The sequence below is a fragment of the Microbacterium sp. Cr-K32 genome (genome assembly GCF_000708345.1).
Classification (GTDB): Bacteria; Actinomycetota; Actinomycetes; order Actinomycetales; family Microbacteriaceae; genus Microbacterium; species Microbacterium maritypicum_A.
In genome coordinates, this window is record NZ_JARD01000028.1 from 234,917 (window position 1) to 249,141 (window position 14,225).

The window sequence follows — 14,225 nt, forward strand, 5'->3', positions numbered from 1 at the left end:
ATCCGGAGAACTCCGGAGCACGGGAGGAATCGTGGGCAAGAACTACGTCGACATCGAGAACGACCAGGGCGCGACGCTGCGGTATCGCAAGCACGCGAACGGCCGGGGTCTCGTCGCGCACGGCGCGAAGGTGCACCCGAAAGCGCACATCGAAGCCGGTGCGTATATCGAACCGGGGGCGCGCGTCGGCGCCGGGGCCACCATCGCCCGCGGCGCCTGGATCGACGAGGATGCCGTGATCGGCGAAGGCGCGTTCGTCGACGCGCACGCGCACGTCGGCCACGGTGCGGCGATCGGCGATCACGCCTACGTGGGTGTCCGCACCGACATCGGCGCCGGAGCGCGCATCGTCCGCGGCGCCAGGATCGGCGACGACGAGACGGTCGCCGCGGGACTCACCATCGCGACGGACCAGAAGGGCCTGTGGCTCGCGGCCTGACCGCCCGAGCCCTCGGCAGCATTACTGCTGCCTTTCCAGATGCCGGAACCGGCGTGAGCCGGTGATCGCCAGAACACCGAGCGTGACCAGTACCACGCCGAGTCCCGGTAGCGCGCTCGGCGACAGTCCACTGTCCGCCAGCGTGTCGGCTTGCGATGTACCGCCATCCGACGTGTCCGGGTCAGGCTCCGGCGGGAGCGGGATGAGTGTTCCCTGCCCGACGCCGCGTGCGGTCTGACGTTCCGCGAACCCGACGAACGAGACGGTCTGCGTGGACCCCGCATCGCTCGTCGCAAGCACCGCCTGGAACTCGGGCTGTTCATCCGAAGTGATGCCGGCGATGAGCCGGAACTCGCGGAGCGTTCCGGCCGGCACCTGTGCTTCCGGCACGACGCTGACGACCTGCGTGGCCGAATCGAGTCCCCCCGACACGGGCGTGCAACTCGCGGTCGGGATACCGACTGGGGCACCGAACTGCGCGTCGCTCGGATACGGATCTCCCGGCGTCCACGCGGCGTCGCGGTATTCGAGCTGCAGCGCCGCGCAATCCACGACGCTGGCACCATCCATCAGGGCGAGATCGAGGTTGTACAGCGGAATAGCGCTGAAGTACCTCCACTCGAGGGATGTGTCGTCGAGCACCGTTCCATGTACGCCTACGGCCTCGGTACTGACGTCGGTGATGCGATAGATCCTCACCGTTGCAGGGAACTCGCCACTGGACACCGCGATGGGGATGCCGAAGGCCGACGGCGTCGCTGCGGCGGCCGAGGCGCTCACCCTGGCTTGAAACGTCCCGGAACCGCTGACGGCGGTATGCGTGTCCACGTACGCGGCGAACGTCACCGTCACGGTGTCGCCTGCCCCGGTGCCGATGGCGATCGTCTCACCGTCCGCGGAAAGGATGGGGAAGGGCGCCAGGTCGGCGACCGACGTCGTGACGCCTCCAGAGCTCCGGAACGTCATGGTGGCGGTGTCGCCGGCTGTGGCCTCGTCGGGGAGGGTGAAGGCGAACGACACATCGACGAGCGATCCATCGGGAATCGACGTGGGATCACTCGTCTGCTGCCACGGCGTTCCCAGCACCGGCGAGATCGTGATCGAAGTGAACACGTCCCCGATCTCGGCGGCCGAAGCCTGCCGTGGCGGCGAGGCGAATGCGAAGGCGAAAGCCAGCAACGAGACGGCCCCGATCGCTCCGAATGCTCTTCCTGCACTCATTTTCGCTCCGTCCCGCTGTGCTGCCGATGGCTCGGCGCCCGGTTCGTTCAAGGCCAGAGTCTCGCGAATCGGAGCGACGCACAAGCCGGTTCTGCGCCACGACTACAGCAGGCGCCGCTCCGACGCCCATGCGGTGAGTTCGTGCCGCGACGACAGCTGCAGCTTCCGCAGCACCGATGACACGTGCGTCTCGACCGTCTTGATCGAGATGAACAGCTCCGACGCCACCTCCTTGTAGGCGTACCCGCGGGCGATGAGGCGCATGACCTCCTGCTCGCGCGCCGAGAGCCGGTCGAGCTCGTCGGTCGCGGTGGCGGTCTCTCCGGAGACCGCCCCGAACGCGTCCAGCACGAAGCCGGCGAGTCGCGGCGAGAACACGGCGTCTCCCTCGGCCACCGCCCGCACCGCGCTGCTGACCTCGATGCCGGACGAGCCCTTGGTGATGTAGCCCCTGGCCCCCGCACGGATCACCCGCACCACGTCGGCCGCCGCATCCGAGACGCTCAGCGCGAGGAACCGTGCGCTGGTGGGTGCCGAATCGCGGATCACGGCTTCACCGCCGGCCGCATCGTCGCCGCTTCCGCCCGGGAGATGCACGTCGAGAAGCACGACATCCGGCTGTGTCGCGCCGATCACGGTGATGGCGGAGGGCACGTCGGCCGCTTCGCCGACCACGTCGACGCCCGCGTCGAGATCGGCACGCAGGCCGGAGCGGAAGATCGAGTGGTCGTCGACGATCACGACCCGGATGCTGTCAGCCACGTTGTTCCTCCCGAGCGGGTGCCGGCCGCGCGGCCGGACGATCCTGGAGCGGGCCCGTCATGATCCGCAGGTGCACCTCGGTGCCGTTCTCGTCGCTGCGGACCGCTCCGCTGCCACCCGCACGCCGCATGCGCCCGATGATCGACTCCCGCACGCCCAGCCGATCGCTGGGCACGTCGTCGAGGCGGAACCCTGCACCTCGGTCACGGATGAACACGTCGACGCCCGAAGCGCTCCCCTCGATGTACACCGAGATCTCGCCACCCGCATGACGGGCTGCGTTCAGGATCGCCTCCCTGGCGGCCGCCGCGAGCTCCCCGCTCGCACGTTCGGTCGACAGTCCGGCCGAGACCACGTCGATGCGCACCGGATAGTCGAGCTCGAGCGCTCCCGCATAGTCGCGCAGGTCTGTCGGAAGGTCGCTGTCGGCCGGGGCGTCCCCGTCGTACAGCCACGCACGCAGCTCGCGCTCCTGCGCCCTGGCGAGGCGCGCGGCCTCGCTGGAGGCCCCCGCCCTGTTCTGGATCAGCGCCAGCGTCTGCAGCACCGAGTCGTGCAGGTGCGCGGCCATCTGGCTGCGCTGCTCCTCGCGGATGCGGCGCACGCGTTCACCCGAGAGCTCGCGCCATCGGGGGATCAACGTCGACGACACCACGGCCGCGAGTCCGCCCAGAGGAAGGAGCACGAGTGCCACGCCGGATCTGGCGACGGACCAGGACAGCAGGATCATGAACAGCAGAGCCAGCAGCAGGATCGAGAGGATCCGGATGCTCAGGGTGTGCCGGGGTCCTCGAGCCGTGTCCGTGCGGTCGATCAGCGTGGCCCAGAGCCCGGCACCCGTCGCGAACGCCGCCGTACCGCCCACGACCAACGCGGCGAGGTCCGGCGGGATCGATCCGCTCAACCAGTCGCTGCCCCCGCGCCAGACCAGCACGACGAGCATTCCCACGGCCGCGGGAGCGAGCAGCAGCCAGGCCACCGGCATCCGCCTCGTCGGCGCACCCTCCCCCTGCTCCCACGGCGTGAACATCCAGCACCAGGCGTAGAGGAGCACTCCTGCGCCGCCGCACAGGGTGAGGGCGATGAACAGTGTCCGCACGGTCCACACCCGCACGCCGAGATGACGCGCGAGCCCGGTGCTGACGCCGGCGACCAGGCAGTCGCGATCGCGGCTCAACGGCGGGCGCGGCGGTGCCGCGGCACGCGGGGGTCGCGCGGGAACGTGCGCCGAAGAGGACATGTGGCAATCCAATCACCCGCACGTGTGCTCCGGGGGCTCCCCTGCCCGGAATCAGGGTCCGTTCAGGGGTTCCCCCCATGGCAGCAATCCCGCTGTCGCCGCCAGGATCGAAGCATGACGATTCCGACTGCGCCCCCACCCCCCGCCGACCCCGCCGCTCCGGCCGTCGGCGCTCCGGGCACCGACATCCCGCGCGGTGCCGATCGCTTCCTGCTCTGGGTCGCCGGTCTCGGCGTCGCCCGTTCCGAGGGCTGGCTCGGCGGTGTCGCCGCCGGCATCGCCGCCCGCCTCCGCATCGACCCGCTGATCGTGCGGGGTGTGCTCGTGGTCGCGGCCCTGTTCGGACTGCCGGTGATCTTCCTCTACGCCGCCGCCTGGGCACTGCTGCCCGACATCGACGGACGTGTGCACGTGCGCGACCTCCTGCGCCGCGATTACCAGCCCGTGCAGTGGGGCATCCTGGCGATGGGCGTCATCGGCCTGTTCCCGACCGCGCCCCTCGCCGGCCGCCTGTTCGGGCTCGGATACGACGGCTGGTCCGCTCTGTCCCTCATCAGCTGGATCCTCGGGCTGGTGCTCGTCGCCGGCCTGCTCTTCCTGATCGTGCGCGCGGCCAGCCGCACGCCGGGAGCTTCCGCGTCCGATCTGCCGATGGCTTCCGCAGATCAGACGGCCCCGGCCGCGTCCGCTCCCCTCGACGGTTCGGGTACCGCCGAGGGGGCGGACGCCACTCTCTCCACGCAGGCGCTCCCCGCTGCCGACACCGTGACGGAGCCCGCCGCGCCGGATGCCGGGCTCGGGCTGACCCCGCCGGCGCCGCCGGCCCCGCTGCCGCCCGGATCCCAGGACCCTCTCGCCCTCGAGGCCTGGCGCGCTCAGCACGCCGCCTGGAAGGAGCAGGATCAGGCATGGCGCCGCCAGCAGCAGGATGTCGAACGGGCCGCCCGTGACCAGCTGCGCCGCGAGCGTCAGGCTGAGGCCGCCGTGTTCGCCGCGGAGGCGGCCGAGCGCCGCCGCATCCGCCGCGCATCGAACCCGCGAGCGGGCTTCGCCTTCGCCGCGACCATGATCGGCCTCGCCATCATCACGGGTGCCGCCGTCGGTCTCGTCGCCGGTGGGGAAGCCCTCTGCGGGGCACTGGGCCTGCTCGCCGCCGCCCTCATCCTCGCCCTCGGGATGATCGTCGCCGGGGCGTTCCGTCGGCGGAGCGGCTTCCTGGCCTTCGCGACAGTGCTCACGCTGGTGGGCGGACTGGTGGCCGGTGCATTCTCGGCCTTCCCCGGCGTCACACTCGGCTATGCCTCGATCGGCAACAACGCGCCCGCTCATGTGCGCCAGCCCTTCGGAGATGTGTACGTCACGCTGAACCCGCACGACGACGGCCCCCGGTCGATCGTCGTGGACAAGGGTTCCGGGAACACCTTCATCTACGTGCAGCCGGGAGTGGAGCTCGATCTGCGGGCCACCGTCGATACGGCCACCGTCTCCTGGACGCGGCAGGATGAGGAGAGAGGCGGGATCGTCGACAGCGGCGTCTGGCCCGTCGAGGAACGCGACGGACGCTCGTCCGTGTCGGAGAAGATCGCCGCGGAGAACGCCTCGACGACCACGGTCCAGCCGGTCACCATCCATCAGACCAGCGGCGAGATCGCCGTCATCGTCATCGAGCCCGCGAAGGAAGACCAGTGATGAGCACGCCGACGATCACCGAGACGACCACCCCGCCCCGCACCCGTTGGGCCGCCATCATCTGGGGGCTCCTGTTCGCCGCCATCGCGGGAGGTGCCCTCTGGGCGCTCGCCGACGAAACCCGACGCGAAGCGGTCGCGGACGCGCTCCTGGCTCTGACTCCACCCACGATCATCACGATCCTCCTGCTGACCGCGGGCGTGCTGCTGCTCGTCGGCGGCGCCACGGGACTCATCCGCCGGGCGCAGCGCAAGCTCGCGGCCGCGACCCCCGCTGCGTCACCGGAGGTGCCGGGGCCGCTCGCCGAGTAGCCTGGTCCCCATGGCGAATCAGGGAAGACGGCCCGCGAAGGGCGCAAGCCGCGGCACACCGGTTCGCCGGAACAAGGCCGCTCCTGCCGAGCGCTTCCCCCCGCAGAAGCCGAAGAAGAAGACCACCAAGGTGGTCTTCGACTCTCCGCAGCCCGAACCCGAGGCACCGCGCACCTTCCGTCTGGGCGCGGTGCCCGGCGCGACGCCCGGCAAGTGGGTCGATGCGTGGAAGCAGCGGATGCCGCACGTTCCGCTCGAACTCGTGGAGATCGAGGCGGCGTCCTCGCGGGCAGCGCTGGACGATCTCGATGCCGCCCTGGTGCGCCTGCCCCTCCTGGACGAGTCGTTGCACATCATCCCGCTCTACGACGAGCTCCCCGTCGTGGTCGCCGCGGCGGACTCGCATCTGATGGCGGCCGATGACCTCACGGCGGCAGACCTGGAGGGCGAGATCGTGATCGCGCTGACCGACGATGTGCTCGGTCCCCTCGATCTCCCGGGCGCACTCCCGGCGACGTTCGCGGCGCTCCCCACCGATGACGCGATCGCGACCGCGGCATCCGGAGTCGGCATCGTGATCGTCCCGATGTCGCTCGCCCGCAAGCACCACCGCAAGGACGCCGACCACCGCATCCTCACGGACGGACCGACCTCGACCGTGGCCCTGGCCTGGCCCCGCGAGCGCACCACACCCGATGTCGAGACGTTCGTGGGCATCGTCCGCGGCCGCACGGCGAACTCCTCGCGCTGACGACCGCGACGGCCGACCGCCGCACGCTCGTTAGAATCTCCTGATGGCCTCGCTTCTCTACATCTGCGTGCGTCCCGAGATCGGGGCGGCGGATGCCGAGCACGCTTCGTTCCGGCGGGCGCTGGGCGTGGACGTGGTCGACCGGCTCGACCTGCTGCAGACGCCGTTGCACATCGAGCGCCTGCGCGGCTACCGCGGCGTCGTGGTCGGCGGCTCGCCCTTCAACGTCTCCGACGCCGTGAAGACTCCGGAGCAGATGCGCGTCGAAGCCGATCTGCGGACTCTCGCCGATGCGGCGATGGCGGCAGAGATCGCGGTGTTCTTCACCTGTTTCAGCATCGGAGTCGTCACCCGCATGCTCGGTGGAGACGTCGTGACCGACACCCCCGAGCCCGCGAGCGCCACCGTGATCGAGACGACCCCCGAGGGCGCGCTCGACCCGGTTTTCGGTCCCAGCGGCTCCGCCCTCACCGTGTTCACCGCGCATAAGGAGAGCGCAGCGAACGTGCCTCCCGGTGCGGTGCTGCTGGCGACGAACGAGGTCTGCCCTGTGCAGGCCTACCGCGTGGGCACGCACCTGTATGCGGCGCAGTTCCACCCCGAGCCCACCCCTCGCGACTTCGCCGACCGGATGACCTTCTACCGCACCACCGGCTACTTCGACCCCGACGAGTTCGACGCGGTGCAGCAGCAGGTGCTCGCCGCATCCGTCACCGAGGGCGCTGCACTCCTGCGCCGCTTCGCCGAGACCTTCGCCTGAGTCGGTCCGCCGGAGTCGCTTCGCCGGCGTCAGCTCGACGCGGAGTCGCGCAGCAGCGCCACGCGCTCGCGCAGGTATGCCTCCAGCGGCATGAATCCACCGGCGGTGCTCCACCGCACGGAGGGGACCGCATCGATGAGGGCGAGCGGACCCGAGGAACCGCCGGCATCCACCGCATCGACGTCGATCACGCTCCACCCCACGTGCACCACGTCGCCCTCGTCGAAGCCGCCGCGCAGGGCCTCGGCACGGCGCTCGGCGCGCTCCCTCGCCGACTCGGCCGTGTAGCCGCGGCGACCAGGGTCGGCGGCGCGCAACACTTCATTCGTGGCCAGCGCGTGCGTATCGGTCAGCAGCAGCACGCCCAGGTGCCAGGCCGCGCCGACCCGCACGATGCGACGCCCGCGCCACCGGGAGTCGCGCTGCTCGCCGAGGCCCTCCTTCGGAGCGTCCTTCAGGTCTCTCGCGGCCTGGGTCAGGAGGGCGGATGCGGTGGTCACAGTTCTCCCTGCGTGGATTCGGCGGCGTGCGTCGGCCCGACGACCTCGGCGCGATCGCCGCGGAGCGTCATGCCGATGAGCGGATACAGCAGCACCGACAGCATGCCGGCCCCGACCAGCGCCGCGGCCGTGCCGGTGTCGAGCATCTTCTGGTCGACACCGATGGCCGTCACCGCGACGATGATCGGCAGGCCGGTCGCGGCGAGGAGCCCGAGGGCCGCCCGATCGCGCACGCTCGCACCGTGCGGAACAGAGAGCTGCGCCGCCGATCCACGGATCACCAGCAGGGCGACCAGGAAGATCGGCACCAGTGCGAGCGCGGACGACGAGGTGAGCAGCGCCTGCAGGTCGAAGGTGACGCCGGTGTAGAGGAAGAAGATCGGCACGAGGAAACCGAAGGCGATCGCCTCGATCTTGCTCTCGACCTCTTCCGCGTCCTTCTTCGGGGCGCGCGCCATGATGATGCGCCAGATCGCACCTGCCACGAAGGCGCCGAGCAGCATGTCGAGGTCGAGCATGACGCTGAGGCCGACGAGCGCGGCGATGAGGAGGATCACGAAGCGTACGCCGAACTGGTCGGAGGTGTGCAGCGTGGCGCGCACGATACGGTGCAGCCGTCCATGCGGCACACGATTGGCGAGAAGCACGGCGAGACCGGCGAGCACGACGAAGGTCAAGAGGATCACGGTGGCGATCGGCGTCGTCCGCGTGCTCAGGAAGATCGAGATCGCGATGAGCGGCAGGAACTCGCCGACCGCGCCGATCGCGCTGATCGCACGGCCGAAGGGGGTGTCGAGCTCGCGGGCATCGCGCAGGATGGGCATCAGCGTGCCCAACGCGGTCGAGCTCAGCGCGATGCCGATCACCACCATGCCCTCCCCCGGCGCGAAGAAGAACCCCAGCCCGATGCCCAGCAGGACGCTGAGCAGCCACCCGAGCGATGCGCGCGCCAGCGGCTTGCCCGCGACCATCTTGAAGTCGATCTCGGTTCCGGCGACGAAGAACAGCAGCGCCAGGCCGAAGTCGCTGAGCTTCTCGAGCAGCGGTCCCGGCTCGACCCAGCCGAGCACGGCCGGGCCGACGAGGATGCCGAGCACGAGCTCGAACACGACGATGGGCACCCGCACCACGGGTCGCACACCACGCGCGAGCAACGGCGCGGCGACCGCCAGCAGGGGGATCAGCACCAGACCGAGGTCGCTCGCTTCCATGCTCTCAGGGTAGGTGAGCCCGCCGCCTCGCGGGTGACGCGCTGCGGGTGATCTTTCGCGATTCGCCCGCTCGGCGCATCCACGGCAGAATCGATGCACACCCTCGAGGAGCCCCCATGTCTCAGCCCGATACCGCCCGCCTGCTCATCGCCTGCGACGACCAGCCCGGCATCGTCGCCGCCGTGGCCGGCGTGCTCGCGCAGCACGGGGCGAACATCATCTCGCTCGATCAGCACTCGACCGACTCCGAGGGGGGCCGCTTCTTCCAGCGCACGGTCATCCACCTCGACGGGCTGGCGGCCGCGCGTCCCGCACTGGAGGCCGACATCGCGGTCGTCGCCGAGCGCTTCCGCATGGAGTGGTCGCTGCATGACGTGGCCCGTCGCAAGCGCGTCGCGATCTTCGTCTCGAAGTACGATCACTGCCTGATGGAGCTGCTCTGGCGCACCCAGCGGGGACAGCTCGACATCGACATCACGATGGTCGTCTCCAACCACCCCGACCTGGCGGAGGCCGTCCGCTCGTTCGGGGTGCCGTTCGTGCACATCCCCTCCGGCGACAAGTCCGCGATGGAGGAGCGACAGCTCGAACTGCTGCGTGGCAACGTCGACCTGGTCGTGCTCGCCCGCTACATGCAGATCCTCACCGACGACTTCATCACCCGTCTCGAAGCCCCGGTGATCAACATCCATCACTCGTTCCTGCCCGCGTTCATCGGGGCGAACCCGTATGCGCGCGCCAAGGATCGCGGCGTCAAGCTCATCGGCGCGACCGCGCACTACGCGACCGCCGACCTCGACGAGGGACCGATCATCGAGCAGGATGTCACGCGCGTGACCCACTCCGAGTCGGCGGCCGAGCTGCAGAGCCGCGGTGCCGACGTCGAGCGCCTGGTGCTCGCCCGCGCCGTGCAGTGGCACGCCGAGGACCGCGTGATCGTGCACGGAAAGTCCACCGTCATCCTCTAGAGCAGCGTCTGGCTCGTGGAGCAGCGTCTGGCTCGCGAGGGTTCCGGTCGCACTCCCTGTCGCTCCGAGGCCGTCAGCGCGGCAGGAACTGCGACCGGAACGCCGCAGAGCGAGCGTCAGCGAGCATCAAGGAGCCCCCGGAACCCCCGCGAGCAGTTCGGCGAACACGTCCGCGGCGGTTTCATGGCGCACCAGCGGCGCGGCCTGCCCCATCCACAGCGACTGCAACGCGCCCAGGTTCTGCTCGCCGGCCGCTGTGCGAAAACGTCCGGTGAGCCAGTTCTGCATCGGGAACGGCGCGATCGTGCCGCTCGCCTCGATCGCCCGCACCACGCGGTTGCGCGCACCCCGGGCGAGGCGTCCGCTCATCGCGCGCGTGAGCACGGTCTCGTCGGCGGCGGTCGAGCGGATCGCGTCACGGTGCGCCTGGTTCGCCGCCGACTCCGCCGTCGCGAGGAAGGCCGTACCGACCTGCACACCGGCGGCGCCCAGAGCGAACGCCGCGGCCGCGCCGCGCCGGTCGGCGATGCCTCCCGCCGCGATCACGGGCACGTCGACCGCATCGACGACCTGCGGGATCAGGGCGAACGTCCCGACGAGCGACTCCTCGGCAGGGCGCAGGAACGACACCCGATGACCGGCGGCCTCCGCGCCGGTGGCGACCACGGCATCCACTCCTGCTGCGGCGAGCGCGACCGCCTCCGCCACCGTTGTCGCCGTGCCGACGATCCGGACGCCGCGACGTCGGGCCTCCTCCACCAGCACGTCGGAGGGCACCCCGAACACCACGCTCAGCACCGCGGGGTCGATCTCCCAGATGGCGTCGAGCTGCTCATCGAGGGAGGGCGTATAGCGCTCGGGTCTTCCGGGAACCTCGACCCCCACGGCTTCGTAGAAGGGCTCAAGTGCCTGCGCGAACACCGTGTGCTGCGGGTTCGGTTCGACCTCATCGCCTCTGGGCAGCCAGATGTTCACCGCGAACGGTCGATCGGTCAGGGAACGCAGCTCGGCCCCGGTCGCGCGGATGCGATCGCGGTCGTAGCCGTACAAGCCGAACGATCCCAGTCCGCCCGCATCGCTCACGGCCGCGGTGAGCGCCGTCGAGGAGAGCCCGCCGAAGGGGCCGAGGATGATCGGATGATCGATGCCGAGCAGGGCGCGCAGGTCACTCATGCTTCGACGTTACGCCCGCGGTGCAGGTATCGTCCCCGTTCGGATCGCGCGAACGGTTGCATTCGAGCCGCCGATGCGACGCTTCGCGCGATTCGAAGCCGGGGCGAAGCGCAGACCCCGGTGATACCCTCGTCGCAGGGAGGAGCGCGCACATGAGCGAGTGGTTCGGGCAGATGCTGAGCTTCGTCGCGACCGCGCTCGGTCTCGTCTCGATGCCCGACGCGGCGGCTCTCGGCCTCGCGATCGCGCTGCTCGCCGTGACCGCCCTCACGCTCGCCATCGTGCTGAGCGTGCGCCCCGGGGCCACAGCCGACGCCCCGCATCCGCTGCGGGCCATCGACGTCGGCACCCTCCTCACGCAGAGCGATCCCGATGCCGCGGGGCATCCGCGCCCTCGGGCGCCGGGAGTCGCGACCGCCGCGTAGTCCGTTCACACGACGGGACCACGCGGCTTTCGCCGACCCTTCCCGACGCCACGAACGGACACCCGCATGGACATCTTCGCCTTCCCCCCTCTCGCCGCCCTCCTCGACGCCGCCTACGGCGCCCTGACCGGGCTCTCCGACCTCCTCACCCCCCTCGCCGGTGCCTCTGCGGCCGCCCTCGCGGTGGTCCTCGTCACTCTGCTGGTGCGGGCGCTGCTCATTCCCGTCGGCATCTCCCAGGCCAAGGCCGAGCAGACCAGGGCGCGCCTCGCCCCGAAGCTGCGTGAGCTGCAGCGCCGCCACAAGAAGAACCCCGAGCGCCTGCAGAAGGAGACGCTGGCGCTGTACAAGGCCGAGAACACGTCGCCGTTCGCCGGGATGCTTCCCGTGCTGGCGCAGGCTCCGGTCGTCGGCATCCTCTACACGCTGTTCCTCCGACCGGAGATCGCGGGGCACCCGAACGAACTGCTCGCACACGACCTGTTCGGTGCGCCGCTCGGGACGAGCCTGGTGTCGGCGCTCTTCGGCGGCACGGCGACCACTGCCACGTTCCTCGTCTTCGGCGCGCTGCTGGCGGTGATGATCGTCGTCGCCGAGATCACCCGTCGCGTCTTCCGTCCGGCACCGGTGGCGGGCGACGGCTCTCCGCTGAACTCCCCCGCCATGCTGCGCGTCGTCTCGGCGATGCACTACCTCACCGCCGTCTTCGCCGCGTTCGTCCCGCTCGCTGCCGCGCTGTATCTCACGGTCACCGTGGTGTGGACGCTCGTGCAGCGTGTCATCCTGCGGCGGCGGTTCCCGCTGCCGACGCCCGCGGTCAGTCGGGCAGCGGTATCGGCGCGGTGAAGGGGCCGGAGGGGCCGCCGTCGCGACGGTCCCTCCGTACGCCGAGCGTGGTGCCGACGCTCGCGGCGATCACGAGCCCGACGGCGAGCATCCGCAGCGGTGTCGCGTCCTGCCCGAGGATGAGCCACCCGGCGAGGGTCGCGAACGCGGGTTCGAGGCTCAGCAGCACCCCGAACACCCGCTGCGGCAGACGGCGCAACGCCGCGAGTTCGAAGCTGTAGGGGATCACCGACGACAGCACCGCGGTGATCGCCGCGAGCAGCAGGAGCTGCGGGTCCATCGCGACCGTCGATGCGGCGGGGATACCGACCGGGATGAGGAGCACGGCCGCGACCACGAGGCCCATCGCCAGTCCGCTGCTCCCGGGGATCAGCGCGCCGACACGGGCGCTCATCCGGATGTACATCACCCAGAAGCCGGCGGCGATGAGGATGAACACGACCCCGCGCGGATCGAGCGGCTCGGCGCCGATCATGCCGTCGATGCCCAGGACGACCATGCCGAGCAGGGCGACCCCGACCCAGGCGAAGTCCGCGAGCTTGCGGGTGAGCACGGCGGCGAGCACGAGCGGACCGAGGAACTCGATCGCGACGGCGGGGCCCAGCGGGATGCGATCGATCGCGGCGTAGAAGAAGCCGTTCATCGCGGCGAGCGAGACACCGAAGAGCACCGCGGCGAGCCACTGCGGGCGGGTCCACTTCCGCGGTCGCGGGCGCACGATGACGACGAGCAGGATCGCGGCGATCGCGACGCGCAGCGAGGTCACGCCCCACGGCCCGAGCACGGGGAAGAGCTGGGCCGCGACCGCGGCCCCGAAAGGGAGCGAGAGGCAGGAGCCGATGACGAGCGCGACCCCCACGAGGGGACTGGACGCGGCGGGCTTCTGCACCAGACAAGCTTAGGCGGCGGCCCCCGGCCGGACCGCCGCCTCGACGCAGATCAGAGAGCCTTGCCGCCCGTGACCGCGATGACCGATCCGGAGGTGTACGACGACTCGGACGATGCCAGGTACACGTACGCCCCGGCCAGTTCTGCCGGCTGTCCCGCCCGGCCCAACGGGGTGTCGTCTCCGAAGGTCGCCAGCCGCTCGGCGTCCCACCCGGTCGCCGGGATCAGCGGCGTCCAGATCGGCCCGGGCGCGACGGCGTTGACCCGGATGCCCCTGGGCCCTGCCTCCTCCGCGAGCGCCTTCACGAACGCCACCTGCGCCGCCTTCGTCATGGCGTAGTCGATCAGTCCCGGCGAAGGGTTGTACGCCTGCACGGACGCGGTCACGATGATGCTCGCTCCAGGCTCGAGCCGGGGGTAGGCCGCCCGTGCCGAGAACAGCATTCCCGCGAGGTTGGTGTCGAACACCCGGCGCATCCGCTCCGTCTCCAGGTTCTCGAAGCCGTCGATGTCGTGCTGGTAGCCGGCGTTGAGCACGAGCACGTCGAGTCCGCCGAGCGCACTCCGCGTCCCCGCCACGATCTCGGTCGCGAACGCCTCGTCCCGCAGGTCACCGGCGAAACCCACTCCGGTGCGTCCCGCCTCGCGGACCAGGGCGAGGGTGTCCTCCGCGTCGTCCTGCTCCTCGGGCATGTGCGCGATCGCGATGTCCGCGCCCTCGCGTGCGAAGGCGATCGCCACGGCCCGCCCGATGCCCGAGTCTCCGCCGGTGATGAGGGCGCGGCGTCCGTCCAGGCGGCCGTGGCCGACGTAGGTCCGCTCGCCGTGGTCCGGTTCGGGCCTGGTCTCCTCGGTCAGTCCCGGCTGGTCCTGGTGCTGTGCGGGGAAACCCTCCTCGCGGTGCGCGTGCCGTGGGTCGGTGGTGTCGTCGGTCATGGCCGATCCTCCTCGTCTCGTCGGACGTGTCGTCGTCGGAGCAACCCTCCCCGATCGTCCCGTCCTTCGTCAGGGGGTTGACAGATCTCGCCGTTCGCCAGGGTG

General features: G+C 70.6%; 16 protein-coding genes. 8 read left to right on the forward strand and 8 right to left on the reverse strand.

Translation table 11 applies throughout. The features are described 5' to 3' along the window. The first annotated feature begins 31 nt into the window (after window positions 1-31). The gene (locus tag GZ64_RS0115575; protein ID WP_017829277.1) at window positions 32-439 is read left to right on the forward strand and encodes a DapH/DapD/GlmU-related protein; all 408 of its coding nucleotides are present in this window, start codon (window positions 32-34) and stop codon (window positions 437-439) included. Window positions 440-460: 21 nt separating this feature from the next. Here GZ64_RS0115575 and GZ64_RS0115580 read toward each other — a convergent pair whose 3' ends face one another. The 3 genes from GZ64_RS0115580 to GZ64_RS0115590 all read right to left on the reverse strand — a co-directional run bounded on the left by GZ64_RS0115580 (window position 461) and on the right by GZ64_RS0115590 (window position 3,662). Beyond that, the gene (locus GZ64_RS0115580) at window positions 461-1,660 is read right to left on the reverse strand and encodes an Ig-like domain-containing protein (protein ID WP_029267475.1); all 1,200 of its coding nucleotides are present in this window, start codon (window positions 1,658-1,660) and stop codon (window positions 461-463) included. Between the two features lie 102 nt (window positions 1,661-1,762). Continuing rightward, a complete protein-coding gene (locus GZ64_RS0115585; protein ID WP_029267477.1) occupies window positions 1,763-2,422 on the reverse strand; it encodes a LuxR C-terminal-related transcriptional regulator in 660 nt (219 codons plus the stop codon). Beyond that, window positions 2,415-3,662, reverse strand: a complete 1,248-nt coding sequence (locus GZ64_RS0115590) for an ATP-binding protein (protein WP_029267479.1) — start codon at window positions 3,660-3,662, stop codon at window positions 2,415-2,417. Before GZ64_RS0115590 ends, GZ64_RS0115585 begins: the two co-directional genes overlap by 8 nt. A 114-nt stretch (window positions 3,663-3,776) precedes the next feature. On the opposite strand from GZ64_RS0115590, the gene GZ64_RS0115595 reads away from it, so the two are divergent. Genes GZ64_RS0115595 through GZ64_RS0115610 form a run of 4 tightly spaced genes read left to right on the forward strand, consistent with a single transcriptional unit; the run spans window position 3,777 to window position 7,173 of the window. Continuing rightward, window positions 3,777-5,351 carry a PspC domain-containing protein gene (locus GZ64_RS0115595; RefSeq protein ID WP_029267482.1) on the forward strand — a complete coding sequence of 525 codons (1,575 nt, stop codon included), beginning with the start codon at window positions 3,777-3,779 and terminating at the stop codon, window positions 5,349-5,351. Then, entirely contained in the window at window positions 5,351-5,662 is a 312-nt protein-coding gene (locus GZ64_RS0115600) for a hypothetical protein (RefSeq protein ID WP_029259993.1), read from the forward strand. The genes GZ64_RS0115595 and GZ64_RS0115600 overlap by 1 nt, the downstream gene beginning before the upstream one ends. 10 nt (window positions 5,663-5,672) lie before the next feature. Beyond that, window positions 5,673-6,413: a LysR family transcriptional regulator substrate-binding protein gene (locus tag GZ64_RS0115605; RefSeq protein WP_036271716.1), complete on the forward strand. Its 741-nt coding sequence runs from the start codon at window positions 5,673-5,675 to the stop codon at window positions 6,411-6,413. Between the two features lie 43 nt (window positions 6,414-6,456). Then, complete coding sequence (locus GZ64_RS0115610; RefSeq protein WP_029267484.1) at window positions 6,457-7,173, forward strand: glutamine amidotransferase-related protein; 717 nt, start codon at window positions 6,457-6,459, stop codon at window positions 7,171-7,173. A gap of 29 nt (window positions 7,174-7,202) precedes the next feature. On the opposite strand, the gene GZ64_RS0115615 is transcribed toward GZ64_RS0115610, so the two are convergent. Beyond that, on the reverse strand, window positions 7,203-7,673 hold the full coding sequence (locus tag GZ64_RS0115615; RefSeq protein WP_029267486.1) for a hypothetical protein: 471 nt from the start codon (window positions 7,671-7,673) through the stop codon (window positions 7,203-7,205). Next, window positions 7,670-8,884, reverse strand: a complete 1,215-nt coding sequence (locus GZ64_RS0115620) for a cation:proton antiporter (RefSeq protein ID WP_021201196.1) — start codon at window positions 8,882-8,884, stop codon at window positions 7,670-7,672. The genes GZ64_RS0115615 and GZ64_RS0115620 overlap by 4 nt, the downstream gene beginning before the upstream one ends. Before the next feature lie 116 nt (window positions 8,885-9,000). Between GZ64_RS0115620 and purU the strand changes: the two genes are divergently transcribed. Next, window positions 9,001-9,852 carry a formyltetrahydrofolate deformylase gene (gene purU, locus GZ64_RS0115625; RefSeq protein WP_021201197.1) on the forward strand — a complete coding sequence of 284 codons (852 nt, stop codon included), beginning with the start codon at window positions 9,001-9,003 and terminating at the stop codon, window positions 9,850-9,852. A 126-nt stretch (window positions 9,853-9,978) separates the two neighbouring features. Here purU and GZ64_RS0115630 read toward each other — a convergent pair whose 3' ends face one another. Further along, window positions 9,979-11,025 carry an NAD(P)H-dependent flavin oxidoreductase gene (locus tag GZ64_RS0115630; RefSeq protein WP_029267488.1) on the reverse strand — a complete coding sequence of 349 codons (1,047 nt, stop codon included), beginning with the start codon at window positions 11,023-11,025 and terminating at the stop codon, window positions 9,979-9,981. 152 nt (window positions 11,026-11,177) lie between these two features. Between GZ64_RS0115630 and GZ64_RS0115635 the strand changes: the two genes are divergently transcribed. Continuing rightward, complete coding sequence (locus GZ64_RS0115635) at window positions 11,178-11,450, forward strand: DUF6412 domain-containing protein (protein ID WP_029259987.1); 273 nt, start codon at window positions 11,178-11,180, stop codon at window positions 11,448-11,450. A 66-nt stretch (window positions 11,451-11,516) separates the two neighbouring features. Beyond that, the gene (locus GZ64_RS0115640; RefSeq protein ID WP_029267490.1) at window positions 11,517-12,296 is read left to right on the forward strand and encodes a YidC/Oxa1 family membrane protein insertase; all 780 of its coding nucleotides are present in this window, start codon (window positions 11,517-11,519) and stop codon (window positions 12,294-12,296) included. Here the strand turns inward: GZ64_RS0115640 and GZ64_RS0115645 are convergent. Continuing rightward, window positions 12,268-13,185 (reverse strand): EamA family transporter, encoded by a 918-nt coding sequence (locus GZ64_RS0115645; protein WP_029267493.1) that lies wholly within the window; start codon window positions 13,183-13,185, stop codon window positions 12,268-12,270. The two genes, GZ64_RS0115640 and GZ64_RS0115645, sit on opposite strands and share 29 nt — an antisense overlap. A 50-nt stretch (window positions 13,186-13,235) precedes the next feature. Continuing rightward, window positions 13,236-14,120 (reverse strand): SDR family oxidoreductase, encoded by an 885-nt coding sequence (locus tag GZ64_RS0115650; RefSeq protein ID WP_029267494.1) that lies wholly within the window; start codon window positions 14,118-14,120, stop codon window positions 13,236-13,238. Window positions 14,121-14,225: the final 105 nt, after the last annotated feature.

Coding starts and splice junctions, on each gene's coding strand:
- GZ64_RS0115580 (WP_029267475.1), bottom strand. CDS start 1,660: ATGAGTGCAGGAAGAGCATTCGGAGCGATCGGGGCCGTCTCGTTGCTG.
- GZ64_RS0115590 (WP_029267479.1), bottom strand. CDS start 3,662: ATGTCCTCTTCGGCGCACGTTCCCGCGCGACCCCCGCGTGCCGCGGCA.
- GZ64_RS0115595 (WP_029267482.1), top strand. CDS start 3,777: ATGACGATTCCGACTGCGCCCCCACCCCCCGCCGACCCCGCCGCTCCG.
- GZ64_RS0115600 (WP_029259993.1), top strand. CDS start 5,351: ATGAGCACGCCGACGATCACCGAGACGACCACCCCGCCCCGCACCCGT.
- GZ64_RS0115605 (WP_036271716.1), top strand. CDS start 5,673: ATGGCGAATCAGGGAAGACGGCCCGCGAAGGGCGCAAGCCGCGGCACA.
- GZ64_RS0115610 (WP_029267484.1), top strand. CDS start 6,457: ATGGCCTCGCTTCTCTACATCTGCGTGCGTCCCGAGATCGGGGCGGCG.
- GZ64_RS0115620 (WP_021201196.1), bottom strand. CDS start 8,884: ATGGAAGCGAGCGACCTCGGTCTGGTGCTGATCCCCCTGCTGGCGGTC.
- purU (WP_021201197.1), top strand. CDS start 9,001: ATGTCTCAGCCCGATACCGCCCGCCTGCTCATCGCCTGCGACGACCAG.
- GZ64_RS0115630 (WP_029267488.1), bottom strand. CDS start 11,025: ATGAGTGACCTGCGCGCCCTGCTCGGCATCGATCATCCGATCATCCTC.
- GZ64_RS0115635 (WP_029259987.1), top strand. CDS start 11,178: ATGAGCGAGTGGTTCGGGCAGATGCTGAGCTTCGTCGCGACCGCGCTC.
- GZ64_RS0115640 (WP_029267490.1), top strand. CDS start 11,517: ATGGACATCTTCGCCTTCCCCCCTCTCGCCGCCCTCCTCGACGCCGCC.
- GZ64_RS0115650 (WP_029267494.1), bottom strand. CDS start 14,120: ATGACCGACGACACCACCGACCCACGGCACGCGCACCGCGAGGAGGGT.